The organism is Streptomyces sp. NBC_00005 (assembly GCF_045160215.1).
Classification (GTDB): Bacteria; Actinomycetota; Actinomycetes; order Streptomycetales; family Streptomycetaceae; genus Streptomyces.
Window position 1 is genome coordinate 576,174 of record NZ_CP108316.1, and the last position, 25,734, is coordinate 601,907.

23 protein-coding genes and 4 pseudogenes are annotated in these 25,734 nt (G+C 69.4%); 10 read left to right on the top strand and 17 right to left on the bottom strand.

The features are described from left to right. Nucleotides 1-18 precede the first annotated feature (18 nt). Complete coding sequence (locus OG303_RS02910; RefSeq protein ID WP_405864398.1) at nucleotides 19-792, bottom strand: SDR family NAD(P)-dependent oxidoreductase; 774 nt, start codon at nucleotides 790-792, stop codon at nucleotides 19-21. A gap of 56 nt (nucleotides 793-848) precedes the next feature. Beyond that, a complete protein-coding gene (locus tag OG303_RS02915) occupies nucleotides 849-1,457 on the bottom strand; it encodes a TetR/AcrR family transcriptional regulator (protein WP_405864400.1) in 609 nt (202 codons plus the stop codon). A gap of 114 nt (nucleotides 1,458-1,571) precedes the next feature. Here OG303_RS02915 and OG303_RS02920 point away from each other — a divergent pair, with 114 nt between their 5' ends. Beyond that, nucleotides 1,572-2,099: a VOC family protein gene (locus tag OG303_RS02920; RefSeq protein ID WP_405864402.1), complete on the top strand. Its 528-nt coding sequence runs from the start codon at nucleotides 1,572-1,574 to the stop codon at nucleotides 2,097-2,099. Between the two features lie 87 nt (nucleotides 2,100-2,186). On the opposite strand, the pseudogene OG303_RS02925 reads toward OG303_RS02920, so the two are convergent. The 7 genes and pseudogenes from OG303_RS02925 to OG303_RS02955 all read right to left on the bottom strand — a co-directional run. Further along, nucleotides 2,187-2,522 (bottom strand): annotated as a pseudogene (locus OG303_RS02925) (EamA family transporter); the annotation flags it as partial. After that, complete coding sequence (locus OG303_RS02930) at nucleotides 2,408-2,731, bottom strand: YrhB domain-containing protein (protein ID WP_405864404.1); 324 nt, start codon at nucleotides 2,729-2,731, stop codon at nucleotides 2,408-2,410. The gene OG303_RS02930 and the pseudogene OG303_RS02925, both read right to left, overlap by 115 nt. A 403-nt stretch (nucleotides 2,732-3,134) precedes the next feature. Next, entirely contained in the window at nucleotides 3,135-4,628 is a 1,494-nt protein-coding gene (locus OG303_RS02935; protein WP_405864406.1) for a glycoside hydrolase family 3 protein, read from the bottom strand. Nucleotides 4,629-4,686: 58 nt separating this feature from the next. Continuing rightward, nucleotides 4,687-5,541 carry a carbohydrate ABC transporter permease gene (locus OG303_RS02940; RefSeq protein ID WP_405864407.1) on the bottom strand — a complete coding sequence of 285 codons (855 nt, stop codon included), beginning with the start codon at nucleotides 5,539-5,541 and terminating at the stop codon, nucleotides 4,687-4,689. After that, nucleotides 5,538-6,512 (bottom strand): carbohydrate ABC transporter permease, encoded by a 975-nt coding sequence (locus OG303_RS02945; RefSeq protein ID WP_405864409.1) that lies wholly within the window; start codon nucleotides 6,510-6,512, stop codon nucleotides 5,538-5,540. Before OG303_RS02945 ends, OG303_RS02940 begins: the two co-directional genes overlap by 4 nt. A 46-nt stretch (nucleotides 6,513-6,558) precedes the next feature. Beyond that, nucleotides 6,559-7,860: an extracellular solute-binding protein gene (locus tag OG303_RS02950; protein WP_405864411.1), complete on the bottom strand. Its 1,302-nt coding sequence runs from the start codon at nucleotides 7,858-7,860 to the stop codon at nucleotides 6,559-6,561. 429 nt (nucleotides 7,861-8,289) lie between these two features. After that, the gene (locus OG303_RS02955; protein WP_405864413.1) at nucleotides 8,290-8,436 is read right to left on the bottom strand and encodes a hypothetical protein; all 147 of its coding nucleotides are present in this window, start codon (nucleotides 8,434-8,436) and stop codon (nucleotides 8,290-8,292) included. 19 nt (nucleotides 8,437-8,455) lie between these two features. Here OG303_RS02955 and OG303_RS02960 point away from each other — a divergent pair, with 19 nt between their 5' ends. Further along, nucleotides 8,456-8,827: a hypothetical protein gene (locus OG303_RS02960; protein WP_405864415.1), complete on the top strand. Its 372-nt coding sequence runs from the start codon at nucleotides 8,456-8,458 to the stop codon at nucleotides 8,825-8,827. Nucleotides 8,828-8,876: 49 nt separating this feature from the next. Next, the gene (locus OG303_RS02965; protein WP_405864417.1) at nucleotides 8,877-9,074 is read left to right on the top strand and encodes a hypothetical protein; all 198 of its coding nucleotides are present in this window, start codon (nucleotides 8,877-8,879) and stop codon (nucleotides 9,072-9,074) included. A 177-nt stretch (nucleotides 9,075-9,251) separates the two neighbouring features. Here the strand turns inward: OG303_RS02965 and OG303_RS02970 are convergent, their stop codons facing one another. Both OG303_RS02970 and OG303_RS02975 read right to left on the bottom strand, forming a co-directional pair. Beyond that, the gene (locus OG303_RS02970; RefSeq protein ID WP_405864419.1) at nucleotides 9,252-9,935 is read right to left on the bottom strand and encodes a response regulator; all 684 of its coding nucleotides are present in this window, start codon (nucleotides 9,933-9,935) and stop codon (nucleotides 9,252-9,254) included. After that, nucleotides 9,932-11,572 carry an ATP-binding protein gene (locus OG303_RS02975; RefSeq protein ID WP_405864421.1) on the bottom strand — a complete coding sequence of 547 codons (1,641 nt, stop codon included), beginning with the start codon at nucleotides 11,570-11,572 and terminating at the stop codon, nucleotides 9,932-9,934. The genes OG303_RS02970 and OG303_RS02975 overlap by 4 nt, the downstream gene beginning before the upstream one ends. A 279-nt stretch (nucleotides 11,573-11,851) precedes the next feature. Here OG303_RS02975 and OG303_RS02980 point away from each other — a divergent pair, with 279 nt between their 5' ends. The 7 genes from OG303_RS02980 to efeB all read left to right on the top strand — a co-directional run bounded on the left by OG303_RS02980 (nucleotide 11,852) and on the right by efeB (nucleotide 22,209). Further along, the gene (locus OG303_RS02980) at nucleotides 11,852-13,423 is read left to right on the top strand and encodes an SLC13 family permease (protein ID WP_405864423.1); all 1,572 of its coding nucleotides are present in this window, start codon (nucleotides 11,852-11,854) and stop codon (nucleotides 13,421-13,423) included. 684 nt (nucleotides 13,424-14,107) lie between these two features. Continuing rightward, entirely contained in the window at nucleotides 14,108-14,377 is a 270-nt protein-coding gene (locus OG303_RS02985) for a hypothetical protein (protein ID WP_405864425.1), read from the top strand. A gap of 12 nt (nucleotides 14,378-14,389) precedes the next feature. After that, on the top strand, nucleotides 14,390-14,995 hold the full coding sequence (locus OG303_RS02990; RefSeq protein ID WP_405864426.1) for an EfeM/EfeO family lipoprotein: 606 nt from the start codon (nucleotides 14,390-14,392) through the stop codon (nucleotides 14,993-14,995). A gap of 40 nt (nucleotides 14,996-15,035) precedes the next feature. Continuing rightward, complete coding sequence (locus OG303_RS02995) at nucleotides 15,036-15,488, top strand: Dyp-type peroxidase domain-containing protein (protein ID WP_405864428.1); 453 nt, start codon at nucleotides 15,036-15,038, stop codon at nucleotides 15,486-15,488. Nucleotides 15,489-16,070: 582 nt separating this feature from the next. Continuing rightward, nucleotides 16,071-18,308 carry a SpoIIE family protein phosphatase gene (locus OG303_RS03000; protein ID WP_405864430.1) on the top strand — a complete coding sequence of 746 codons (2,238 nt, stop codon included), beginning with the start codon at nucleotides 16,071-16,073 and terminating at the stop codon, nucleotides 18,306-18,308. A gap of 508 nt (nucleotides 18,309-18,816) precedes the next feature. Further along, entirely contained in the window at nucleotides 18,817-20,874 is a 2,058-nt protein-coding gene (gene efeU / locus OG303_RS03005; RefSeq protein ID WP_405864432.1) for an iron uptake transporter permease EfeU, read from the top strand. A gap of 60 nt (nucleotides 20,875-20,934) precedes the next feature. Then, a complete protein-coding gene (efeB, locus tag OG303_RS03010) occupies nucleotides 20,935-22,209 on the top strand; it encodes an iron uptake transporter deferrochelatase/peroxidase subunit (RefSeq protein ID WP_405864434.1) in 1,275 nt (424 codons plus the stop codon). Nucleotides 22,210-22,330: 121 nt separating this feature from the next. Here the strand turns inward: efeB and OG303_RS03015 are convergent. The 6 genes and pseudogenes from OG303_RS03015 to OG303_RS03040 all read right to left on the bottom strand — a co-directional run. Next, nucleotides 22,331-22,489: pseudogene (locus OG303_RS03015) on the bottom strand (cupin domain-containing protein); the annotation flags it as partial. A 121-nt stretch (nucleotides 22,490-22,610) separates the two neighbouring features. Beyond that, entirely contained in the window at nucleotides 22,611-23,591 is a 981-nt protein-coding gene (locus tag OG303_RS03020; RefSeq protein ID WP_405864436.1) for a GNAT family N-acetyltransferase, read from the bottom strand. Continuing rightward, nucleotides 23,588-23,770 (bottom strand): annotated as a pseudogene (locus OG303_RS03025) (IS607 family transposase); the annotation flags it as partial. The pseudogene OG303_RS03025 and the gene OG303_RS03020, both read right to left, overlap by 4 nt. Next, complete coding sequence (locus tag OG303_RS03030; RefSeq protein ID WP_405864438.1) at nucleotides 23,721-23,945, bottom strand: hypothetical protein; 225 nt, start codon at nucleotides 23,943-23,945, stop codon at nucleotides 23,721-23,723. The gene OG303_RS03030 and the pseudogene OG303_RS03025, both read right to left, overlap by 50 nt. 887 nt (nucleotides 23,946-24,832) lie before the next feature. Next, nucleotides 24,833-25,181: pseudogene (locus tag OG303_RS03035) on the bottom strand (DUF1326 domain-containing protein); the annotation flags it as partial. Beyond that, complete coding sequence (locus OG303_RS03040) at nucleotides 25,171-25,671, bottom strand: hypothetical protein (protein ID WP_405864440.1); 501 nt, start codon at nucleotides 25,669-25,671, stop codon at nucleotides 25,171-25,173. The pseudogene OG303_RS03035 and the gene OG303_RS03040, both read right to left, overlap by 11 nt. Nucleotides 25,672-25,734 lie beyond the last annotated feature (63 nt).

Genomic DNA, 25,734 nt, shown 5'->3' on the forward strand with positions numbered 1-25,734 from the left:
GTGATGACGACGGAGCGGTCAGACGATGACCCGGCCGCCGTTCACGCCGACGACCTGGCCGGTGATGAAGCCTGCTTCGTCACGTGCCAGGTAGACGCAGGCCGAGGCGATGTCCTCCGGGCGTCCCACCCGGCGTACGGGGGTGCTCTGTACGTGCGACTCCACGCCCGACCCGAGGAATCCGGCTTCCGCGCTGCCACGCAAGGCGGGTGTGTCAATGAAGCTGGGCGGGACGATGTTGACCGTGATGCCCTTGGGGCCCAGTTCCTGGGCCAGCGACCGGCTGAGCCCGATGACACCGGCCTTGGAGGCGGCGTAGTGCGCCTGCCGGGTATTTCCGGTCTGTGCGCTGGAGGAGGAGATGTTCACGATCCGCCCCCAGCCGGCCGCGATCATGTCCGGTGCGACCGCCTGGCAGCAGTGGAAGGTGCCGGCCAGGTTGACGGCCATGACGCGTGCGAAGTCCTCGGCGGAGATGTCGAGGAAGCGCTTGAACGGGGAGATGCCGGCATTGTTCACCAGGATCGTCGCGGGCCCGAGGAGCGAGCGGACTTCGGCGAGGGCCTCGTCGATGCGGCTCCGGTCGGCGACGTCGACTGCCAGACCGACCGCCGTGCCGCCGGCCTCGGTGATCTGTGCCGCGGCTGCCTTGGCGGAATCACCGTCGATGTCCCATACGGCGACTGCGGCCCCTTCGGCTGCAAGCCGCATCCCCGTCGCCAGGCCGATGCCGGAGCCGGAGCCTGTGACGATCGCTGTGCGTGGTTCTGACCATGCTGGAAGACCACTCATGCTGAACGACCGTATAAGGCCGCAGTGATCCTGACAAGAGTCGTGCGTACGAAGAGTTACGCCTGAGGGGCGCGGTCACCCATGGTGTCGTCGAACCGCGACAGCAGTTGTTCCACGAGGGCCCGGGTCTCGGTGTGGCCTTCTGTGATGCCGAGTTCGTCCTCCATCACCAGGCCCCGTGACAGGCAGCCGAGGACGACCAGCAGGGCGGGCAGCGGCACCTCCTGCCCGGTTCCCTCCGGCTGCCCCCAGCGTCGGCTCTCCAGGAGTGCCAGTTGCAGCCGGCGGAACCGCATCGCGTACTCGGCGATCTCGCTCCGGATGCTCTTACGGTGGTTGGCCAGCGCCATGAACTCTGTGAGCAGCGCTGTTCCCGAAGGTTCGATACTGAACTCCCACAGTGCGTGCAGTGGTTGCGGAGATTCCAGCACCCGGGCGTGCCTGCTCAGGTTCTTCTCCGCGCCCTGACGGAAGACGGCGAGGAACAGATCGTCGAGGGTGGCGAAGTAGTAGTGGACCAACGCGGCTGTCACCCCGGCCTCGCGGCCCACCCGGCGCGAGCTCACTGCCGCGTAGCCCTCTTCCCGCATCAGGCGCTCGGTCACGTCGAGCAGTGCCTTGCGCGTCTCGGAGTTGTCGGTCGCACTGCGGCGCGTGCCACTCACCGTCATCATCTCCTTGACGCTCTTGGGGCATTGTGTTGAACTCCTGTTCAGTGCTGAGCCTAGCGGACCGATGGCGGGCCATGCCAACCGGTCGACGACAGCAAGGAGCCCGCGATGGACGTCAAGGCAGAGACCGGCATCGGAGCACTGACGGGCCGCCTGGGCGCGAGCCTGTTCCAGCAGGCGTGGGTGGTGTCCGACCTGAAGGTCGGTGAAGAGGCCATGCGCACGGCGCTCGGCTGCGGCGAGTTCACCGAGTTCCGGATGGAACAGAAGTGGACCCTGCGCGGCGAGACCGTCCCGGGCGGGCTCGCGCTTGGTTACGCCCGCAGCGGCAACATGCAGATCGAGCTGATGCAGCCGTTGGCGGGTACCAGCATCCAGCACGAGTTCTTCGCAGAACACGGTGCCGGACCACACCACTTCGGGTATCTCGTCGCCGACCTCCACGCTTCTGTGGCCGCGGCCCGGCGCGACGGCTTCGACGTGGCGATGTCCGGCCAGTTCGGCAGTGTCCGAGTCGCCTTCCTCGACACCTACGCCGAACTCGGCCTCTATCTGGAACTCATCGAGGACCCCGACAATCTGTACTGGGCCACCCGGGCGTGGCGGGATGCCCGCGATCAGGTCCACGTCGCCTGAAGCCGGCTACGCGGGTCCTGGACATTCCGCGGCTCCTCGGAGTGTGGTGACAACCCCCGTGCGGTGCACGGGGGTTGTCACCACGAGTTAACCTGCCGCCCTGCGTCCCCACGCGGTTCCCACCAGCACCAGCGCACCGCCCGCCAGCCCGAGCGCCCCGAACCGTTCACCGCCGAGCGCGATGCCGGCCGCGGCGGCCCACAGGGGCTCGGTGCCGAGCAGCAGGCTGACGCGTGAGGGGGAGGTGCGGCGCACGGCCCACATCTGCACGAAGAACGCGAACAGCGTGCACAACACGGACAGGAAGATCAGCCCCGCCCACTCACGCACCCCGAAACCGGCCGCCGTGCCCCACGGGGTGGTGTCGGCGCCGGCCGACAGGACCGCGAACACCACGACGGCGGCGCCGAGTTCCGAGTGCGTACGAACCCCTCGGACTGCCAGGAGACGATCCACACCAGTTCGTGCTCCTCGACGTCGACCACAGCCATCCGCATCGCGTCCACACTCACAGCCCGCCACTGCTGATAGTCGCGCTCCAGCTGTTCTTCGACAGCCCGAACGGCGGCTTCTCCCCCGATCACGCGTGCAGCATCCCGTACCGGCCTCTCTGTCGACCAGCGAATTCGCATGGCCCTGCGCCACGTACGAGGGGGCTGACGGATCTTCTTGCTCAGGAATACGACAGCTGCGGAACAAGTGCTCTGCGCCAGTACCGCTGCGCACCTAGAGGTGCCTGGGGCGGCCACGCCGTCGCATTGCGGCAGGGCCGATTCTGCAGTGCGCGGGCCTGCGGCCGCGGTCGACCAAGTGCTCGCCACTCGGCACTTCAAGTACGACGTCCTCGCCGCGGTTCGATGGCGTGGTGACGGGTGGGTGAGCCGGGTCAGGCTGGGCACGCAGGGCAGTCGCGTCGGGCAAGCCTTCCTGAACTATGGTGGGCAGAGCCTTCGACCAGCCGTGTCTTGCCGGCTCTGCGGCTCTCTCCTCTTGTTTGGTCACCCCTCGGACGCCGAGTCCGGTCGACGCGTGAGGCTAGTGACCGGCGTCCTTGCCCGCGATGATCTCCGCCGCCGCGCGCCCGCACACCCGGGCGGCGCCATGGGTGGCGATGTACAACGCGCCGGCCGGCGGAGCCTGCGGTACACCCATCTCCACCACGGTCGTGTCGGGCCGGGTGGCGAGCAGCTCGCCGAGGGCGGTAGCCATCCACGGATGGCGGTGCACATCACGGACCACTGCGACGATCCTGCGGCCGGCCGCCGATCGGATCAGCTCTGCGGTCGAGGCGTCGCCGTCCCGGAAGCTACCGGTGGGCGTGCCAGGGAAGAAGCGGTCCAGCTCGGCCGCGACCCCCCACGGCGTCGCGTCACCGGCCGCCATGTTCGCGACCGGAGTGAAGGTGGCGACATACGGGGCCTCGGAGATCGGGACGTACTCCTCGGCGCGTGACACCCGCAGCGCGCGCCGTGCCGCGGTGAGACCGACGTCGAGGTCGGGCATCGCCTCCCGGGCCGCGCCGGTGCGGTCGGTGGTCCAGGTGGCCAGCGACCGGACGCGGGCCGCGGCGTCGGCGAGGCGCTCGGCGGGCAGATCGCCGTCGTGGACCGCGCGCACGATGGCGTCGCGCAGCGCGACCACGGTCTCGTCGTCGGCCGGCCCTCCGCCGACACAGATCGCGTCGGCGCCGGCGGCCAGGGCGAGTACCGTGCCGCGTTCCATGCCATATGTACCGGCGATGGCCTGCATGTCGATGCCGTCGGTGACGATCAGGCCCTGGTAGCCCAGCTCCCCGCGCAGCAGGCCGGTCAGTGTGGCCGGGCTGAGGGTGGCCGGGCGGCCGGGGTCCAGGGCCGGCACCAGGATGTGCGCGCTCATCACGGCTTTGGTCCCCGCGGCGAGCGCTGCACGGAAAGGTGCCAGCTCGCGGGCGTGCAGGGTGTCCAGGCCGACACCAATTCTCGGCAGCGCGTGGTGGGAGTCGACCGCGGTGTCGCCATGGCCGGGGAAGTGCTTGACGCAGGCGGCAACCCCGGCGCCCTGCAGCCCCTGGACGTACGCGGCGGTGTGCCGGGCGACGAGCTGCGGGTCGGCGCCGAAGGACCGCACGCCGACAACCGGGTTGGCCGGGTCGGAGTTGACGTCGGCGGACGGCGCCCAGTTGAGGTTGACGCCGCAGACGGCGAGGCGGCGGCCGAGTTCGGCGGCGACCTCGCTGGTGAGGGCCGGGTCGTCGACCGCGCCGAGGGCGAGGTTGCCGGGGAAGGAGGAGCCTCGGCGGGCTTCGAGCCGGGTGACGTCGCCGCCCTCCTCGTCGGCGACGACCAGCACCTCGGGGCGCTCCGCGCGGAACTCGGCCGTGAGCGCCGCCAGTTGCTCGGGCGATTCGATGTTGCGGGCGAACAGCGCCACCGAGCCGAGGCCTTCGGCGAGTCGGCGCAGCAGCCAGTCGGGGGCGGTGGTGCCGTGGAAGCCTGGCTGCAGGACGGCCAACGCGTTACGGGTGAGAGTGTCGGTCACGGTCGTCACTTGGCAGTCGGCCCTTTACCCGTCGTCGTAACTGTTGTCGCGCCGGTCCCTGGAACCGTCATCCCTTCACCGCCCCGGCGGTGAGGCCGGCGGCAACCTTGCGCTGCACGATCAGGAAGAAGATCACCACGGGGAGCGCGGTGAGGATGGAACCTGCCATCAGAGCGCCGTAGTCGGTGCCGCGCGAGGTGGTGAAGTTCAGCAGCCACACACCGAGCGGGTATTTGTCGTTGTCCTGCAGCAGGACGTACGCGAAGAGGTACTCGTTCCACGCGGTGATGAGGGCGTAGATGGAGGTGGCGACGAGGCCCGGCGCGAGCAGCGGGAAGATGACGCGCCAGAAGGCGCCCATCCGGCTGTTGCCGTCGACCATGGCGGCCTCCTCCAGCTCCGTGGGGATGTTGATGATGAACCCGCGCAGCATCCAGATGGTGAAGGGCAGCGTGGAGGCGGCGTAGACGAGGATGACGCCCCAGTACTGGTTGAGCGCGCCCATGTCGTTGAGCTGTATGTAGATGGGGATCAGCATCGAGGTCGCCGGGATCATCTGGACCAGCAGCAGCACCACCATCAGCGGTTTGCGGCCCCAGAAACGGAACCGTCCGACGGCGAAGGCGGCGATCAGGCCGACGGCGATGGAGAGCACGACGGTACCGGCCGAGATGATGATGCTGGCCTTCGCGTTGTCCCAGAAGTTGGGGCTGTCCATCGCCCGTCGGAACTGGCCGAGGGTGACGGAGGTCGGCCAGACCTTCTGGTCGTAGCTGAGGATCTCGCTGCTCGGGCGGAGCGCGGTGATCACCATCCAGTAGACCGGGAAACCCATGATTACGAAGGTGATCAGCCCGAGGATGTTGTAGCCGAGGCGGCTCTTCTTCCGGGTCCTGCCGGTCCTGCCGACGGAGACGCTCACTCGACCTCTCCGATCTTCATCAGCTGGCGGAGGTAGTAGACGGACACACCGGCCAGCATCAGCACGGTGATGACCGAGATGGCGGCGCCCTGGCTGAAGGAGTTGCTCTCGAACGCCTTGGAGTACGAGTAGATGCCGAGCAGTTGGTACTCGGGCTCGGGGTGTGCGTTGCGCATCAGGAAGACCTGGCCGAAGACGCCGAAGTCCCAGATCACATTGAGCGTGGTGGTCATCACGAAGACCGGTTTGATGACAGGGAAGATGACGTACCGGAAGATCCCGAAGCCCTGGGCTCCGTCGATCCTGGCGGCCTCCTCCAGCTCCTGTGGGACCTGGGTGAGCGCCGAGTGGAGGCTGATGGCGATGAAGGGGATGGCGCCCCAGACGACCACCCCGACGATGATCGCCAGGCCCTGCACCGGATCGAGGAACCAGTTGTGGCCCCGGAGGTCGACGCCGGGGAGCTTGCTGAGCAGGCTGTTGGCCAGGCCGTAGTCGGAGTCGAAGAGCCAGCGGAAAATCGAGGTGGCCACCAGCAGCGGCATGGACCAGACCGCGACCAGTGCGGCCGTCATCAGCAGCCGTATCCAGGTGGAGACCCGCTGGAGCAGCATCGCCATGAGGAGCCCGAGCAGCATCGTGATGACCACGCACACCACGACGAAGACCAGGGTCCGCAGGGTGACCTGCCAGAACTCGCTGTCCCCGAGGATCGCGGTGTACTGGTCGAGGCCGACCCAGGGCGGCGCTGTGCCCGCCCAGAGGTTGTTGCGCCGCTCGTCCTGGAAGGACAGCAGCACGGTGTCGATCAGCGGCCAGCCCAGTACGCCGGCGAGCACGATGATCGCCGGGGCGATCAGCAGATAGGGCAGCAGTGCACCCTTGCGGCGGCGCGGTGGGCGGGCCGGCGCTTCCGTACGGTCCGGTGGTGCACCCTTGGTGACGCTCTGCAGCGTGTCGGCGGCGCTCATCTGGGCCGGCCCTTCCTCTCGTTCGTCCGATCCCTCCGGTTCCGGGTCAGGAGGCGCTGTTGATCAGCGAGTCGATCTTCTGGTCGGCGGCCTTGGTGGCGTCCGCCACCGAGGTGCCCTTGAGGATGGAGACCAGCATGTTCGGCAGGATGTTCTGCTTCTCGACGGCGCCCCAGCCCGGTGCGATCGGGGTGAACCAGGCGTCCGGCACGGCGTTGGCGATCGGCGCGGTGGTGGGGTTGGTCTTGAGCGGTGCGAGCTGCTTCTCGTTGTTGGGCAGGATGTTCTTCGAGGCGAGGACCGCTTCGGACTTCTCGTCGGTGAAGAGCTGGATCCAGTACTTGGCGAGGTCCTGGTTCTTGGACTTGCCGACCACCGCGAGGTCGGAGCCGCCGATGAAGGAGGGCAGCGTCTTGCCGTTCGGACCGGGCATCGCGGCGGTCTTGATGGCCTTGGTGAGCTTCTTGTTGCCGTTCGGCGGGGTGACGACGACGCTGGACTCCCAGCCGTTGCCGTAGATCAGCGCCGTCTTCTCCTTGGCCTCGACGTTGGCGTGGTCCGTCTCGTCCTTGGTCTGGTCACCGTGGTTGTACTTCTTGACCAGGTCGATGTAGTGCTGGATGCCCTGCTGCGCCTGGCTCGATTCGAGGGTGGCGGTCCACTTGTCCGACCCCTTGTCGTAGGTGGCGATCTTGCCCCCGTAGGCGGCGACGTACGACATGGCGGCGTACCAGTAGCGGCCCGGCAGGTAGAGCGGCGAGTACGCGTCGTCCTTGCTGCCGTAGGTCGTCTCCAGCTTGTCCAGGGCGGCCGTCAGAGCGGTCTCGGTCGTCGGCAGGGCGTCCGAGCCGGTGGCCTTCTTGAACATGTCGGCGTTGTAGATCGCGACCCGGGCACCCGCGTAGTAAGGGACGCAGTAGAGCTTGCCCTGGTAGCTACAGGTGTCCGTGAGGCCCTTGATCCAGGTGTCGGAGTTGTCGAACTGCTTGGCGTCGACCTCGGCGAGCGCGCCGTTGAGGATGTACGTCATGGTCTCGGTGTTGCCGAGTTCGACGACATCGGGGGCGCTGGAGCCGGAGAGCGCGGCGTCCAGTTTCTGTACCTTGTCGCTCCACTGCTGGAACTGCACCTTGAGGATGACCTTCGGGTACTTCTTCTTGAACTGCGCGGTGACGTCCTTGACCAGTTCGGGCCAACTCGTCTGGGCGTCGTTCATGAGCCAGACCGTCACCGTACCGGTGCGGTCCTCGGGGGCCGCTGACTTGTCGGAACTCTTGTCCGAACCGCAGGCCGCAACGCCCGCGATCATTGCAGCGACGCCTATGGCCGCGTTCAGTTTGCGCTTCACAACACCCTCCCCAGGGCAGTGGCACAACATTGGTGTAGACCAGAGCCCGCAGCCTGACCTAGGCGTTTCGGGGACGTCAAGGGTGCGCAAGAGCCGTTAAACAGTCGTTTACATGGCTGAAATTCGATCCCGCGCGGACCGGTCGGCCCCTGGCGTGCCACGACCCAAAGCCCCCGGAGGCCGAGCGCGGGGCCGCGCGCACCGGCCGCGTCCTCGTACGTCGACCGCGCCCGCCAACACACCGGGATGTACCCTCAGCGCGGCCTCAACCTCGCCCGGTTCGACGCGGTGGCCAGGAACCATGACCTGGTCTGCCACCCTGCCCAGGAACTCCGACTGGCTGCCTCCCCGCCGGCGGACGAGGTCCCCGGTGGTAGATGGCCGCCACCCGGCTCGGCCGACTGTGCGGACATGGGTCTCGACGACGGGTCACACCGTGTCCCCGTCGGCCGTCTGTTCCAGGAGCCAGGCGCAGACGCTCAGCGCCTTCGCGACCTCCGGGTCCTGCGTGGCATGGTCGTCCTCCGCCTCGGCGTTCTGGCGACGGAGGTCGACGAGCTGGTCGATCGCCGACACGGCCATTTCGTACTGGCGGGTGACGCGACAGTGCACGACGCACCTACAAGCCAGAGAGAACTGCCTCACCTGCACGGCCACCCAGGCGATCGTCGCCGGACTCGGGGCCCGAGCCCTGGGCATCCGGGTACACCCCGGCGCGGCCACGGCACTCGCTCTGTCCCTCGGCACGCACTACATCGCCGACCGCAGGGTGCCGGGCAAGGACGTCCTGGAGAAGCTCGCCAACAAGACCGGAAAGGCCAACTTCTACAAGCTGGCCGACTTCGGCATGAACGGCCTTTTTATGGTGATGCGCTACCTGAAGGGCGACCCGGAAGCGCCGCCCAGCCGCATCGCCGCCGCAACCGGGCTCCAGCGCACCAACCTCTCCACCATCCTGCGGAGTTGAACAGAAGGGCTTCATCGAGCGGCGCGCCCACTCGGGCAACGGCCGCGGGGTGACGGTCCACTCCACCGAGCGCGGACGCAGCAACACGACCCTCGTCCGGCAGGAATGGGCCGCGACCGTCTCCGAAACCGCGGGCCACGACACCGAACACCTCGACGCCGCCCTCACCCTGCTCCGGGCGGTGGAGCACGGACTGACCAAGACGCGACCGCAGAACCGTGCCACGCGTCCGGCGGCACAACAGTGACCACCAAAACGCAGTTGCCCCGGTAGGCCTTGCGGCGCCCGGAACTCCCCTCACGCGTGCAAGTCGTTGCTCCCCAGCGCTGTCGGCTCCGGGCGCCCGGTGCAGGCAGTGCTCCGGTGCTCTCGGAGAGCTTGCGGGGGCCGCGGGGGCTGACCCACCGGCTCATGTCCCCGAGGGTCAGCCCTGATCCGGGGCTGGGTTCTCGCCGTTCCAGGAGTAGAGGTGCTCGGGCCGGCCGGCGGCACCGTAGCGCAGCTCGACGCGGACCGTGCCGTCGGCGGTGAGATCGGCGAGGTAGCGCTGGGCGGTCGGCCGGGAGACACCCAGACGCTCGGCAAGCGCGCTGGCGGTGACCGACCCGTCGGCGGAGCGGACGGCGTCCGAGACGAGCTTCCCGGTGGGCGTGGTGCGCGGCTGGCGCGCTCGGCTCGAGCGGTCCACGCCGTGCAGGGTGCGCAGCGCGCGGTCCACCTGGTCCTGGGCCAGGGGGCGGTCGGTGGCGAGCTGGGCCCGGTAACGGGCGTACGCGGCCAGACGCTTGCGCAAGTCGCCGTCGTCGAACGGCTTGATCAGGTAACCGACGGCACCGTGCCCCAGGGCCGCCCGCACCTGCGCGGCATCGGCGGCAGCCGTCACCATCAGCACGTCGCCGGTCAGCGCCGGCAGTACCTCGGTCCCCAGCCGGTCGGGCAGATACAGGTCGAGCAGGATCAGATCGGGCTGCAGCGCGCGGCTCAGCTCCACGGCCTGGGCCGCCGACCGGGCGATGCCCGCCACGGTGAAGCCGGCGGTCGCCCGCACGTAGCGGGCGTGGAGTTCGGCGACACGGTAGTCGTCGTCCACGACCAGAACCCGGATCACTGCACACCTCCGTGATTCGTCTGGCGTTCCGTCTTCGTGCGGGACCGCCGCTCCAGCGCGCCGGGCATGCTGACCAGGAAGACGGCTCCGTGCTCCGCCCCGCCCGCCTGCCCCAGGCGCAGTTCACCACCGTGCTTGACCACGAGCTGGCGGGCGAGGAAGAGACCGATGCCGTGACTGGGCCGTTTCTCCGCGCTTCGAGTGGTGAATCCCCGCTGGAACAGCCGCTCGACGTCCTCGTCCCGCACCCCGTCACCGCTGTCGGCCACGGCCACGTGGAGCGTATCCCCCTCGGCCAGCACACCGAGCTCCGCCCAAGCGGGCCTGCGGCGCCCGCTCGCGGCGGCGCGCACGGCGTTGTCCAGCAGGTTGCCCACCACGCTCACCACATCCAGTGGTTCGGTCAGCCGACCCGGCAGGTTGGAGTCGGCGTCCAGGCGCAGTTCCACGCCGCGTTCGGAGGCGGTCGCGGTCTTGGCGGCGAGCAGGCCGCGCAGATAGGGGTCGGCGAGCCGGGCACCGTCACGGCCCTCGGTGGCCAGCGGGGCCGCAGCCAGTTCCCGCAGGTACGCCTGCGCGTCCGGCACATGCCCGACAGCGAGCATGCCGGACAGCGTGTGCAGCCGGTTGGTGTACTCGTGCGCCTGGGCACGCAGTGCGTCCGAGAGCGCCCGCAACGCGGACCGCTCGCGCTCCAGTTCGTCCAGTTCGGTACGGTCGCGCAGGGTCAGCACATGGCCGAGGTCCTGTTCGCCGCGGCGCACCGACTGCGAGGTCATCACGAGCATCCGTGAGCCGACGACCGCCACGCTCTGGCGCAGTTCCTGACGTTCCGCCAACACACGCTGCACCGGGGGCGGCAGGTCCGCATCGGGCAGCGAGCTACCAGGCGGCACCGGGCCGCCGAGCAGCCTCGCCGCCTCCTCGTTGCACACCGTGATCCGGCTCAACGGGTCCACGGCGATCACACCGTCGCCGACACCGTGCAGCACGGCCTGCTGCTCACGCAGCAGTTCGGTGAGCTCGGCCGGTTCCAGGCCGTGGGTCTGCCTCTTGAGACGTCGGGTCAGCAGCGCTGTGACCCCCACGCCGAGCAACAGCGCCCCGGTCGAGAGCACGGCCTGGTCACGGATCAGCGGAGCGGCGGCCTCCAGCGCCGTCCCGACCCGTACGCCGGTACTGACCTCGCCGACGACCGCGCCGTCCGCCGAGCGGAGCGGAACCTTGGCACGCGCGGAGACGCCGAGCGTCCCGCGCTGGACCGACACCGAATCGCGGCCGTCCAGCGCGGTCGGCGAGGTACTGACCTCCTTGCCCACCTCGGCCGGGTCCGGGTGCGCGTAACGGATGCCGTGCCGGTCGGTCACCACCACGAAGAGCATCCCGGTGCGGCGGCGCACCGCTTGGGCGATGCGCTCCACCTCTCCGCCGGGGTCCGATCCGGCGCCGACGCGCCGTGCCACGACGGGATCCTCGGCCACGGTCCGTGCCACCGCCAACGCGCGCTGCTCGTACTGGCTCTCGGACGAGTGCCGAAGGAGACCCACCGTAATCGCGAGCCCGGCACCCAACACGACGATAAGTACCGCCACTTGGGCAAGCAGCGCCTGAGTGGCCATACGGGGTGCGCGGAGCATGACATCAGTGTATCCGGATAACAGCGAGCGCCTCCCTGTGCACAAAACGAGCAGAACGCACTGAAAAATTCAGGCCGTTCTTAATTAACGCATCCGTTACACCCCTGGTGATGCGCCGAGAACTGCACATACGGTGCCCCGCAAGCCCGAGCCGAAGAACTGGGCGAATGTGGGGACTTCAGGGAACGGAAAGCACTCCGGCGCCGACGGAAATCCCGGAAGTCCGTAAACGGGACAACCGCACCCCATAGGGAAAGCTGAATTCACATGATGGCAGCGTTGGCATCAACGTCCGCGAAATCGGCCACCGTGGCCGGGGCCTGGTCCGGTCACGACACTTGGCTGCTGGTCCTGGTGGGCCTGTCCATCGCCACGGTCGTCGTCCTCATCGCCTGGGCCAGGCTGCATGCATTCCTCGCACTCATGCTGGGTGCCTTCACCATCTCCATGCTGTCCGGGGAGGATGTCGAAAAGGCGGCGGACTCGTTCACAACCGGTGTCGGCGCCACCATCGGAAAGGTCGGCGTCCTGATCGTCCTGGGCGCAGTACTCGGCCGCCTCATGGCGGATTCGGGCGCCATCGACCAGATAGTGGCGACCATCACCCGCGTCGCCGGGCCCCGACGGCTACCGTGGGCCGTCACCCTGATCGCCTGCATCGTGGGCCTGCCGATGTTCTTCGAAGTCGGCTTCGTCATGCTGGTTCCGCTGGTGCTCCAGATCGCCCGACGCTCCGGCCAGCCAGTCCTGCGGGCCGGCATCCCCGCCATGGCGGGCCTGGCCACTGTGCACGCCCTGGTCCCCCCGCACCCCGGGGTGCTGGTGGCCATCAGCGCGGTGCACGCCGACATGGGTCTCACCCTGGTCTACGGTCTGATCGTCGCGGTGCCCTGCGCCGTCGTGGTCGGCCCGCTGTTCACCGCGTACATCTGGCCGCGGGTCACCGCCCGCATACCGGAGTCGGCGCTGGCGGCGTTCACCACAGCGGGCACCACCACCGCCGACGCCATGTCCGGCCCCGCCGTATCCGCCGAACAGATCGCGGACAGGGGCGTGGTGACCGCGAACGCGGCGGCGCACATGACGACCACGACCGCAGCGACCACGAGCGTGTCCGACCGTCGCACGCCGATCTCCCGCGGCCACGAGGAGGTCCTTGACCAGCTTCAGGACAAGCGACGCATGCCACGCTTCTCGGTCACCATCGGCACCGTCCTGCTGCCGGTCGCGCTCATGATGCTCAAGGCGGCCTGCGACACCTTCGGTTGGGCCCACGGCGCCGTGCTCACCAGTGTCGACTTCCTCGGCACCCCGGTCGTCGCCCTGCTCGTCGCGGTCGTCATCGCGCTGTTCACCTTCGGCTGGACCGTTGGCGCCTCACGGCGTCAGGTGCACGAGACGCTGTCCAGGTCCTTCCCGCCGATCGCCGGCGTTCTGGTGATCGTCGGGGCCGGCGGCGGATACTCGCAGGCCCTGCACGACTCCGGGGTCAACTCCGCGATCGGGCAGGCCGCCCAGCACCTGCACGTCCCGCTGATCCTGCTGGCCTGGCTGACGGCCGCGCTCATGCGGACGGCGACGGGCTCCGGCACCGTGGCCACCGTGGCGGCAGCGGGCATCGTGGGCCCGATGGCACACGGCCTGGACACCACCCACGCAGCCCTGCTGGCCCTCGCGCTCGGCTCCGGCGCCGCGTTCCTCGGGCACGTCAACGACGCCTCGTTCTGGATGTTCAAGGAGTACTTCGGCCTCACCGTCGGTGGAACACTCCGCACCTGGACGGTCGCCCACACACTGCTGTCCCTGACCTCCCTCGGCGCCATACTCGCGCTCAGCGCCTTGGCCGGCTGACGCGCGACACGCCTGCGGACGCCCGCGCGCGTGCGGGCGTCCGAATCACCCCCGGGGCGTGCCCCGGGCGACAGCCGCGCGGCGCGCGGCCGGACAGGCCGCGGCCGGCGTGCCGACGGCCCCGCGGTCTCCGCGCGTGGGACGCCTCCCGTGCCCCAGCGCCGGCGCGGGATCCCGCAGAGCTCGAGACAGAGTCCGCTCTTGATCACACCGGGAGACGGGACCTTGCGGGTGATTCCCGGAAGCCGAGGCTGAACATCTGGCGACCTGTGTGATCACTGGGGCATAGCAGGAACGTCTGGCCGAAAGGCCCACCCAGCATGAGCGAGCACATTTCCGGACCACTGATCGTTTGGAAGGCCCTGCGTGTCAGATCCGCAGCCTGTGCGGTCCACCCCCGTGAGCCCTCGGGGCCCGGCCGTCGGCCGCCTTTCGCCGACATGGTGGTGCCGTGCTGGTCACCGCGGTGGTGGTCGCCGTGACGTGCGCGGGTTGCGGTAGCCGCTCCCAGGGCGGCCGGTCCGGCATCCTCCGATCCGTACGGTCTGCCACCCAAGAGCCGGAACGCAGGTAATCCAACTGCACAACGGCGGCAGCGTCGCCACCGACGCCTACCTCGTCAACGCCCGAACCGGAGCCGTCTACGAGGAGGCAGAGGGCATCGGGGTGGGCGGAACCCAGCCGATGCAGGTCACTCTGGGCGGCGGCTCGTACGCCGTCGACTGCCTGCCCGAGGATCTCGATGTCGCCAAGGGACCGACACTCCCGGTGCCAGGCGGCGCCGTCAAGGGCAGCACCCCGGCGATCATGCCGGCCGACGTGCACCAGCTGATTCCCCCGACGCTCGCCTACCAGAAGTGGGTCCAGGTCCGGCTGGACGATCTGGTGGTCACGACGGATACGCTGCGTGCCCCGATCGAACGAGGCGACGTGGACAGGGCCCGCGCTGCTTGACTGCCCGCGCACATGGAGTATGAGGAGCTGAGCGGCGCCAAGTTGACCTTCGGCGACGCCGACGCCGCCATCAACGGGACGACCGCCGGTCTGCCCGGCGGTCTGCACGACCCCCACTTCACCGGCTTCCACCGGATCGAGTACGGGCTGTGGCACGGCGAGTCCCCGACCGGTCTGCACTCCGTGGCGGACCGTCTCGCCGCCGACGTGAACACACTGCGGAAGAACTGGCCGCGGCAGGAAATGGACCCGCTGTACCTGAGCCAGCGAGGCCACGAAATCATGGAGAACGCCCTGCCGTTCGAGCTGACCGGGCGCACCGACTACAGCAGCGGCACCAATCTGGCGACCGTCCGGGCGAACCTCACCGGCACGAAGGAAATGCTGGACCGCATGCGCCCCTTACTGAACAGCCGGGCACCGGGGCTGATGACGAAGATCGGCACGTGGATGCAGCGAACCGAGCGGGACGTCGACGGCTTTGAGCACGACGGCCACTGGACACCTGTTGGACGGCTCGGACAAGGGCAGCACGAGACCCTCGACGCGGACGTCGGCAATCTGACGGAGGAGCTCGCGCCCATCGCTGCCATCCTGGACGTACGGAGGACACAGTGAGCGACAGGAACGACAGCGGGCCCCGCCCTCCGGGGCGTCCGTGGGGCGCCGCCGCTTCCTGCGGGGCACGACGGTGGACCTGGGCGGCGCCGTGGCAGGTGCCGGGTTGGCCAAGGGGGCGGACACGGCTGTGGCCGCCACGCCGGCCGTCGCGCCGGACGCGAGCGCGGACGGACAGGCGATCCCGTACCACGGCCCCCGACAAACGGGGATTCTGCCGGCCAAGCAGCAGTCGGCGTGCTTCCTGTCCTTCGACGTCGTTGCCGACACCCGCCAGGAACTGGCCGACCTGATGCGTACGTTGACCGACCGCGCGCGGTTCCTGACCACAGGGGGGCTTGCGTCCACCGAGGGAATCACCGCGCCCCCCGCTGACTCCGGCATCCTGGGGCCCGCGTGTCCCGGCCGACGGGCTGACCATCACCGTCGGCGTGGGCGCCTCGCCGTTCGACGAACCGCTTCGGGCTGGCCGCGCGCCGTCCGCGACGGCTGAAGAGTTCGACGACGGGCAGCCCCTGATCGACGGAGTCGACGGCCCGTACGACACTCACCCGTGCCCCCACCGCAACCACGACCGACGCCGTCCCGGTGACCTGGCACAGCAGGTTGAAGCCCTCGTCCATCGCCACGAACCACGTGTTGTGCAGGGCGGGCCGTTCCGGCGCACGACGACACCGGTACCCGCGCTGCGCTCAGCCCTGAAGGCCCTGGACCCGCAGGCGCGGCAGCACGAACGCCGGTAGGCCGGAGTGCCGCACGTACAGACAGCCCTGGAAGGTCGAGACACCGCGACGCGGGCTACCGGCCAGCCCTCGTCCGCCGGAAATGGGCCACGGCCGGCGACTCAACACTGCCCCCGTACACCGACGAAATGGCCCGCCTCGGCGACCGCCTCTACACCTCCAGCCACGGTTAAAGCCGCCTTGCTACGCGGCACCGCCAAGATGAGCGACGCGATGACATAGGGGCGGAATGCGGCACGAATAGACAGTGGAGGACTAGTGTAGAAAGATGCTTTTGCCCTAGTCATACAGAACATGGGCAGAGCTTGACCTGTGGGTGAGCAGGAGGTGGCGTGGCTGCGGAGGATGCCCAGCCGAGGAGTCACACCGAGCGGCCGAAGCCCGCAGAGCTCAGCTTCATGGGGGCTTCGGAGGACGTGTTCTGGGACGCACAGACGCTCACTCTGGCTCTTCAGCAGGCGACGTCGTGCCTGGATGGCCTGGGTGCCATGGTGCACCGGGGCGGTGCCGTCGCCGGTCGGCTGCACCTGGCGGCGGCCAGCGGCCTCGCCTCCGCGAGCATTGAGGCGTGGGCAACGCTGAGCAGCGAGCAGGATGTGGCGCCCGCATGTGCCGTGCGGCGTGGCGCCTTCGTCTGGATGGCCGGTGACGGCCTAGGGGTGGGGGCGGCCGGCACGGCGGCGGTGCCCCTGCAGGGTGCCGATGGCCCCGTAGGTGCATTGTCGGTGCTCATGCCAGGCGCCGCTGAGCCGCAGGACGTGCAGCAGTCCTTTCTGCATTCGGTGGCCGCATGGACCGCTGCGCGCCTGAAGAGCTCGTCGGGTGCCCCACCGGGCCATGGTCGGGCGACCGGGGCCGAGCAGACTTTCCGCATGGGCGAACTGACCGCGGCGCTCGCAGAGGCCCTCACGTCCGGGGACGTCGTGGAAGCCGTCGCGAGGCACATCCTTCCTCCCCTCCACGCCGACGGGCTGGGGATCGATGTCGTCGAAGGCAACCGCCTGCGCCTCGTTGGCATGGTCGGAGTTCCACCGGACTTCGCACGCCGCCTCGACGGGCGCCCGCTGTCGTCCCATTCCGTGGATGCCGACGTGCTTCGCACGCGTACCCCCGCCTTCATCGGATCGATCGACGAGTTCCGGCGGCGCTATCCGTATATGGCGGACGTGGCAGTCTCGTCCTCGAAGAACGCCTGGGCGTTCCTGCCTCTGATCGCCTCCGGGCGCGCCATGGGCTGCTGTGTCGTCTCCTTCGACCGGCCGCGCTCCTTCAGCGGCGAGGAGCGCACCTTGCTGATGGCGCTCAGCGGTCTGGTCGGCCAGGCGCTGGAGCGGGCCCGCTTGTACGACATGGAACACTCCCGCGCGCAGGGTCTGCAACGTGATCTGCTGCCCCGGGAGCTGCCGTGCCTGCACGCTGTACGGGCGGCAGCGCGCTACCTGCCCGCAGGACGTGGCGAGCAGGTGGGTGGTGACTGGTACGACGTGATCCAGCTGTCCGCCGATCGGGTCGCCCTGGTGGTGGGCGACGTGATGGGGCACGGAATCGCCGAAGCAGCCACCATGGGCCGGCTGCGCACGGCGGTGCGCACCCTCACCGAGCTCGAATTGTCCCCCGACGAGTTGCTCAGCCGCCTCAACGACATCGTTCACGACCTCGGTGACGACTCCTACGCCACCTGTCTGTACTCCGTTTTCGACCCCGTCAGCCGGATCTTCTCTGTGTCCCTTGCCGGTCATCCCCCGCCGCTGATCGTGCATCGCGATGGCACGGTCCACCGCCCGGACCTGGCCCCCGATCCGCCGCTGGGCGCGGCCGACCCGCCGTTCGCCCTCCACGAGTTGCAACTGCCACAAGAAAGTCTCGTGGTGTTCTGCACCGATGGCCTGCTCGAAGCCACCACAAGGGACATCGACCAGGGACTGGACCAACTCCAGCAGACTCTGGCTCGCACCGTGGCCCGGACGTCCTGCTTCCCCATCGGAGACCAGGACACTGCCACCGGACAACTTGACGACCTGTGCGACCTGGTCCTCTCGGCACTGCTGCCCGACCGTGAACAAACGGACGACGACGCGGTCCTCCTCATCGCCCGCACCATCCCCACCGCCGCCGGTGACGTCGCCACGTATGACCTGCCGCACGATCCCCGCGCAGCCGCACAGGCCCGCGAACACGTCCGCAGCCAACTGGCCGCCTGGGGACTGGACGACCTCGTCATGACCACCGAGCTCCTGGTCAGCGAGCTCGTCGGCAACGTCGTCCGGCACGCCAGGGGCCCGCTACGCCTGCGCCTGCTGCGCAGCCGGTCGCTGATCTGCGAGGTCTACGACGGCAGCCTCGCCACTCCCCGCATCCGGCGCGCCGCATACACCGACGAGGGCGGCCGGGGGCTGCAGTTGGTGGCCGCCCTGTCCCATCGCTGGGGCGCTCGCTACCTCAGTGACGGCAAATGCATCTGGACCGAGCAACACCTCCCGGACCAGGCCGGGACAGTGTCACCCAGCCCTGCACCTGGCGCTGCGCAGACAGTGCACGCCACCGAGGCTCCGGTACAGACGACGACCTGAGCGCCAGGAGCAGCAGGTGACAGGAACCGCTGCCCGGTCCGCGTTCGGCGGTGCTGTTTCTGCTCGGCCTGCGGATCGCCGCCGTAGCAACGCGGTTCCTCACGTCGCAGCGGTGGCCCGAGGACTCTGTGGTCAGCTCCGGCGAGCCGTCTCGACGCCGTCGGGCTGGTGGTGCTCGGGCAACTGGGCGCCGGGCAGCGGGGTTCCGACATCGGAGTGAACACCGCGCCGAACCCACGTCGTCGTTCGCCTGCGCCCGCTGCAAGGCATTCACACAGAGCCCTCTGCATCCGAAATATGCTGATATACGCACCAAAGGTCGCGCTCACACTCAACTCTTAACCAGGCCCCAACTCCCGTCCCGAGCAGCAAATTTGAGCGCGTCGAGCCCCGAGCGCCGCGAGATCCGACGGCAGCACCTCCATGACCGGCGGTTAGGTTTGCCTTCACTAAGCAGGCCCTGGCCGGAGTTCAACCGGGCCGTGGTGTGCCCGAGAGGAGTTTCCTGGTGTGGGACAACGCGCTCCCGAGCTTCCTGATCGGCCTGCGGGAGGGGCTGGAAGCCGGGCTAATCGTGTCGGTTCTGGTGGCCACCCTGGTCCGGTCCGGCCACCGCTCCAGGCTGCCGCACGTATGGACCGGGGTGCTCGCCGCGGTGGGCGTGTCGATGGGATTCGGGGCGGTACTGACGTTCACCTCGGCCGGCCTGTCCGGGCCGGCGCAGGAGACCTTCGGCGGAGTGCTCAGCGTGATCGCCGTCGCGTTCGTCACCGCGATGGTGTTCTGGATGCGCCGGTCGGCGCGGAGTTTCTCCGGTGAGCTCAAGGAGAAGGTGACTGCCGCTCTGGGCACGGGCGCGGGCGTGCTGATCGTCACCTCGTTCCTTGCCGTCGGGCGTGAGGGGCTGGAGACCGCCCTGTTCCTGTGGACCACGGGGCAGGCGGCCGGGGAGTCCGCCGGTCCCCTGATCGGCGCGGGGGCGGGTCTGCTGCTCGCCGCGGCCTCATGCTGGGGCCTGTACCGGCGGGTGCTGCATCTCAACCTGACCCGGTTCTTCACCGCCACCGGCGCCGCACTCATCGTCATCGCGGCCGGGGTCCTCGGCTACGGGGTGCGCGACCTGCAGGAGGGCGGCGTCCTGCCGGGTTCGGCCGCGTACGCCTTCGACCTGTCGGCGCGTGTCGACCCCGGTTCCTGGTACGCCACCCTGGTCAGCGGCACGCTCAATCTGACGCCGCAGATGACGTGGCTTCAGATCATGGCCTACGGCGTGTATCTCGCCGTGGTGATGACGCTGTTCGTACGTGGTGTGCGCGGTGTGCGCCGTGTGGTCACCTCCGCCGCGACGCCACCCGCGGCGACAACAGCCCCTTCCCCAGCGGCCCCTGGACCGGCCTCCGGGCGACGGCGGCCCCGATGGGTGGTCCCCGTGGCCGCGCTTGCCGCTCCCGCCGTACTCGCGGGCGTGCTGGTGGCGGTCGGTGGCGACAAGCCCGCCTCCGCCGCCACCGTCACCGTCTCTCCCGCGGACTGCGGCAAGGGGTTCAGCGCCCCCAAGCCCGGCCGCCAGTCCTTCCAGGTGCGCAACACCGGCCGCAGCGCCGTCGAGGCGTACTTGATCAACCCGGCCACCGCGGCTGTCTACGGCGAGGTCGAGGGCATCGCGCCCGGCACCACCCGCGCCCTGATCGCCACGATCGGCAGCGGAAGTTACGCCTGGCGCTGCGTGCCCACCAGCGGCAAGGCCGTCACCTCCGCCGCGGTCCAGGTCACGGGCGGCACCACGCAGAGGGCCGTGCTGCCGGTCGCGGAGAAGGACCTCGCCGCTCCACTGGCGTCCTACCGCGCCTACGTACAAAAGGGTCTGGCCGGGCTACTGGACAGGACCCGGACCCTGCAGCGCGACATCGAGGCCAAGAAGCTCGACAGGGCCCGAAAGGACTGGCTGCCCGCGCACGAGGCGTACTCCGCGCTCGGCGCCGCCTACGGCACGTTCGAAGACTTCGACGCGAAGATCAACGGGACGACGGCCGGCCTGCCCCACGGAATCAAGGACGCCGGCTTCACCGGATTCCACCGGATCGAGTACGGGCTGTGGCACGGCGAGTCGGCCGCCTCCCTCGCCAAGGCCGCGCGGCAACTCACCGCCGATGTCGCGGACTTGCAGAAGGCCTTCCCCCACCAGCACTTCGATCCGGCCGACCTGCCGCTGCGCACCCACGAGATCCTGGAGGCCACCCTCCAGCAGGAGCTGACCGGCGCCACCGACTACGGCAGCGGCACCTCCCTGGCGACGGCCGAGGCCAACATCAAGGGCACCCGGGTCCTGCTCGGCCTGCTCCGCCCGCTGATCGAGCAGCGCAACCCCAAGGTCCTGACTGGCGTGGACAGTTGGCTGCGGCGCACCGAGGACCTCGTTCTCTCCGCCCGTCACACGGACGGCAGTTGGACACCCGTCGAGGACCTCTCCGCCGCCACGCACCAACAGCTCGACGGCGCCATGAGCCAGCTCCTGGAGCAACTCGCCCCCATCCCGGACCTGTTGGAGATCCGCCGGGCGGCCTGAACGTCACCGCTCCGCCACCACCGCGCGCACCAACCGCAACACCAGGAGAGGACCACCCCGATGCCGACCCAGCAGCCGGGCCCCGCAGCGGGTCACGAGGGAGACCGCCCCGCCGGCCGCCGTACGTTCGTCAAGACCGCCCTGGGTGTCGGCGCGGCGGGTGCCGCGCTGGCGGGAGCCGGGTTCGCCGGCGGGCGCGCCACCGCCGCAGAAGGCACCACCACGGCCGCTCGTGCGGTGCCCTTCCATGGCACCCACCAGGCCGGCATCGTCACCCCGCAGCCGCCGGCCGCCGCCTTCGTCTCCTTCGACGTCATCGCCGACAACCGCACCGAACTCGCCGACCTGCTGCGCACCCTGACCGCGCGGGCGCGATTCCTGACCGCCGGCGGCACCCCCGAGGACCAGGGCGTGGGCGCCCCGCCGTCCGACAGCGGCATCCTCGGCCCCGACATCCCCGCCGACGGCCTGACCGTCACCGTAGGACTGGGCGCCTCCCTCTTCGACGACCGTTACGGTCTCGCCGCCGCCAAGCCACGGCACCTCAAGGCGATGCGCACCTTTCCCAACGACAACCTCGACGCGGCCGAGTGCCACGGCGACCTGTCCCTGCAGATCTGTGCGGACCACTCCGACACCGTGCTCCACGCGCTGCGCGACATCGCCCGCCACACCCGCGGCGCCATGCAGGTCAAGTGGCGCATCGACGGCTCCCAGAACCCCTCCCGACCGTCGGGCACCCAGCGCAACTTCCTCGGTTTCAAGGACGGCATCGCCAACCCCGACACCTCCTCCGCCCGGGAGATGGACAAGCTGGTGTGGGTCACGGGAGCCGACGCAGAGCCCTCCTGGGCGGTCGGCGGCAGCTACCAGGTGATCCGCATCATCCGCATGCGGGTGGAGTTCTGGGACCGGGTCTCGCTCACCGAACAGGAGACGATGATCGGCCGCCGCCGCGATACCGGCGCCCCCCTCGACGGCACCCGCGAGACCGACACACCCCACTACGCCAAGGACCCCCACGGCGAGGCGATCCCGCTCGACGCCCACATCCGCCTCGCCAACCCGCGCACCGACAGGACGGACACCTCGCGCATCCTGCGCCGCGGCTACAACTACGACCGCGGCATCGACAAGGTCGGCGACCTGGACATGGGGCTGGCGTTCTGCTGCTACCAGCAGGACGTGGTCCGCCAGTTCGAGGCCACCCAGAAACGACTGATCGACGAGCCCCTGGTGGACTACATCACCCCTACCGGCGGCGGCTACTTCTTCGCTCTGCCCGGCGTACGCGACCACTCAGACTGGCTCGGCCGTTCCCTGCTGCACGGCTGACCCCTCCCCTGCCCTGCCGCAGCCGTTCGCCCAGGACCAAGATCCCGTCCACCCGCGGGCCGACGCTCCGTCGACCAGCGGTCCGGCTTCCATTTGCGCGCTGTGGCCGTGCGGTGCGCCGTCAGCGGCCGATGGTGGCGAGGGCGGCGGTGTACGGCTCGTCGGTGACCGGCTCCAGCCAGGTGGTTCCGTCGCCGGTGCCGTCACCGACGACCATGGCGATGTGAGCCATGAGATGGGTGTCGGTGGCGCCGTGCCAGTGCTCCTCGCCCGCCGGGCACCATAAGCGGGGACAGCACTTCGACAGTGGTCCGGGAGGTGTCTGGCCGTCGGCGCCAACGCGGAATGTTCACGGGTTCGGGCAGCACCAGGCCTTCCTCGCGGCCGAGTGTGGCAGGGTCTCAGCGCCAGTCGTCGATCACGTAGGCGTCGGGATGGCTGTAGCCGGGTTCGTTGGGCCTGTGCATGGTCACGCCCTGCAACCAGGTGCGGAAACCGCGGTCGACCATTCGACGGTAGGCATCCGGGCGGCCCAGGTTCATCCCGGCGTCCAGTTGACCCAGTCCGCGCTCGGCGGCCAGCTGCTCGCACGCGCCAAGCAGTCGTTCGAACCGGTTGGCGGCCTCCGGGCCAGGGCGTACGGCTCCGAACTTGACGAAGCACACGTCCTCGCCGGCCTCCGACCCGGCTCCGCAATGGCAGACGGCCAAGCCATCGAGCTCGGATCCGGCACCCTGGAGCAGAATGGTGTCACCGAGCCCCTGCGCGTGCGTGGCCACGATCTCGCGTTCCAGGCTCAGGCCCTCGTACACGGCCCCGGTCAGTGCGCGACAAAGGCTCAGGGCGTGGGGCTGCTCGGCGGCGGGCAGCTGGCCGTACAGCACTCGGCCGGGGACCGCGGCACTGCCTGCCACCTGCTTCTTCATGATGGCTGTGAGGAATCGGGGCCAGAAACCGTAACGGCGGTAGAGCTCAAGGTGCTTGGGACTGTGCGAGAAGGTGAACAGGCCCAGGTGGCGGTTCTCCCAGGTGTCGAAGCAGTCCATGACCGGCTCCATGAGGCGCCTGCCGACGCCCTGGTCCCACAGGTCTGGACGCACGGTCAGCGGACCGAAGTACCCGACGCTGCCCCAGTTGACGGCGAAGTTCGATGCAACGACCTCGCCCTCGACCGTCGCCGCGAAGGCCGCCTGTGGATCGGCCGCCCAGCGAGTGCGGACGTAGTCGGCGGTCCCAAAGAACGTCTTCGGCTCGGGAGCCCCGAGGAACGTCCCGAAGGCGACCCTGAAGATCTCGTCGGCCCGATCCAGGTCCGCCTCACCCAGCGGGCGGACCGACACAGGGCCCGTGCCACTCTTGCGCTCCCCTGCCGGTGGGATCATCGTCCTCTCCTTCCCGACCGTTGCGCCTCCTTCGCCCGGTTTTTCGCAGAACGCCGACCGTACAGGCGGGCGCACCACGACGTCAGCACGTCCACCATGTCCTGCACCAGGTCGTCATCGGCCTCGCCCTCATCCAGCACCACCAGGCGGCGGCCGGTCGCGGACAGTGCGGCTTCGATGTCTCGTCGGGATGTCGTCCGCCCGCTCGCCCTCCGCTTGAGATGGTTCGGTCCTGGGCACGTCCGGGTGCTGTTCCATGGCGCTGCGCTCGCCCGGCTCGTCGCGCTCCCCCTCGGCCTGCGACGGGGTACGCGCATACAGCCAGCGGTCATAGTCCGAGGCTCCGGATTGCATGACGGGCCTCCTTCGCTCGTTCACCCCATGGTCCACCCTCGGCCGTGACGCGGCGAGAGAAGCGTGAATGCGGGCGTGGACGTAGTTCCTGGTCACGTCGTTGGACCGGGACCGTCAGCGCGGTCTCTGCCGCGGGTGCGGTGAGCCCCTTGACCAGCGCTTGGGCGCACAGCTTCAGTGTGCCCCCGGAGACTGCCGGTGCAGGCATGCGGCGCAGGCCGAACGGCCTGCTCGCCGGATGATCCGACCCGGCCGCGTCCGGCCCGCGACCCCTGCGGGGGCCAAGAAAGACAACGCCCGCGCGCCATACAGCAGCCTCACGGACGAGGATGGGAAGGAGGAGTGGAGCGATGGCACGGATGTTCGCTGACGGTGATGACCTGGTCGTGCACTTGGCGTGGCGGGAAAAGGCAGCTGCGCGCCGCGGCGACGTGCGCGTGCCGCTGACGGCGGTGTGCCGGGTGACGGTCGAACCCGATTGGTGGCGCGCCCTGCGCGGAGTCCCGCAGCGCGGCATCTGGATTCCAGGGGTCCGGTGCATCGGCACGCGCAGCCATCACGCCGGGATGGACTTCGTGGCCATCCGGTCCGGCAGACCCGTGGTGTGCGTCGAGCTCCGGCTCTCCGCTCCTTTCCGGCTCCTTGCTGTGTCGTTTCCAACCCGTGCGGCGGCGAAGACCGCGGCTCAATGGCTCGGCCGAACCGCACCGAAGATCGACACGTCTACGCCTTGGCGGCAGCCGCTTCCGGTACCCGAGGAGAACTCCGCCCCGGCGACGTCTGCCAGGGCGGTGATCAGGTCGGCCCAGGACCAGCCGAACAGCAGGTTGGCCAGCGGGTCGGCCAGGAGTACGGCCGAGAGGTAGGCGCAGAGCAGGGTCGCTCAGTCAGTCGGGGCCACTCCAGTCGAACGGGAAATGCTTGCTGGACTTGCCGCTGCGGTCCCAGCTGAAGCCGAATGCGTCGGCCTGGTCGGTGGTGGCGCGGCCCATGTGGCGATCTGGCCCGGGCCGACCTCGGCACCGCCTGCGTTGTGGATCTGCACCCGCGCGCCGGCGGGCGTGGTGGGACCGGCCAGGGCCTCGGCGCGGGCGGTGACTCGGCCGGGGATCTCGACGCTCCACGATCCCAGGTCCTCGTCGATCTCCACGATGACGGGGGCGACTTCCATGCCGCGCACCTCGAAGGGGCGAGTTCGCCGAACTCCTTCGGCCAGCCCCCCACCTCACCGCTGAAGGGCGCCGACCTGATCCATCGCCGGATGCACCGCAAAGCCGCGGCCCCGTCCGGTGGCGGCGGTGGCGTGCGAGAGCAACGTGTCCTTGGCCGGGGAGCGCACCGCCTTGCCGACACGTTCCGCGATCACCAGGCCGCAGGCCACCCACAGCACACCGGTCAGACCGAGCACCGGAACGGTGGCCGCGGTCAGGACATATCCGGCGATGGTCCAGGCCCAGAAACGGCGGCTGCGGTCGGCCAGCGGGCCCGAAGCCAGCCGCAGTCCGAGCGCGGCGGCCTCACCCGCCCCTGTGACCACGCCGACCACGACCGCGGAGGCGCCCAGGTGAGCGAGCAGCGGGCCGGTGACGGAACGTGCGCCCTCGTAGACGAAGTCCATCAGCAGGCTGACGCCGCCGAACACCATCACGAACCGCCACGGCGAGAGACCCCGGGCAGGTTCGTCCGACGGTGCAGGCGTCGTGGACTTGATGCGGACGGGCGTCACAATGCCCTCCCGGAGGTGTCCCGTGCCGGTAGGGCCGCTCCCGGGCACGCTGTCGCTCGGCCG

What these genes read in the sequence shown, in the direction of transcription:
- OG303_RS02910 (WP_405864398.1), bottom strand. Translation starts at nt 792, where the DNA reads ATGAGTGGTCTTCCAGCATGGTCAGAACCACGCACAGCGATCGTCACA.
- OG303_RS02920 (WP_405864402.1), top strand. Translation starts at nt 1,572, where the DNA reads ATGGACGTCAAGGCAGAGACCGGCATCGGAGCACTGACGGGCCGCCTG.
- OG303_RS02930 (WP_405864404.1), bottom strand. Translation starts at nt 2,731, where the DNA reads ATGCGAATTCGCTGGTCGACAGAGAGGCCGGTACGGGATGCTGCACGC.
- OG303_RS02945 (WP_405864409.1), bottom strand. Translation starts at nt 6,512, where the DNA reads ATGAGCGCCGCCGACACGCTGCAGAGCGTCACCAAGGGTGCACCACCG.
- OG303_RS02975 (WP_405864421.1), bottom strand. Translation starts at nt 11,572, where the DNA reads ATGCTCCGCGCACCCCGTATGGCCACTCAGGCGCTGCTTGCCCAAGTG.
- OG303_RS02985 (WP_405864425.1), top strand. Translation starts at nt 14,108, where the DNA reads ATGCAGGTCACTCTGGGCGGCGGCTCGTACGCCGTCGACTGCCTGCCC.
- OG303_RS02990 (WP_405864426.1), top strand. Translation starts at nt 14,390, where the DNA reads ATGGAGTATGAGGAGCTGAGCGGCGCCAAGTTGACCTTCGGCGACGCC.
- efeB (WP_405864434.1), top strand. Translation starts at nt 20,935, where the DNA reads ATGCCGACCCAGCAGCCGGGCCCCGCAGCGGGTCACGAGGGAGACCGC.
- OG303_RS03020 (WP_405864436.1), bottom strand. Translation starts at nt 23,591, where the DNA reads ATGATCCCACCGGCAGGGGAGCGCAAGAGTGGCACGGGCCCTGTGTCG.
- OG303_RS03030 (WP_405864438.1), bottom strand. Translation starts at nt 23,945, where the DNA reads ATGCAATCCGGAGCCTCGGACTATGACCGCTGGCTGTATGCGCGTACC.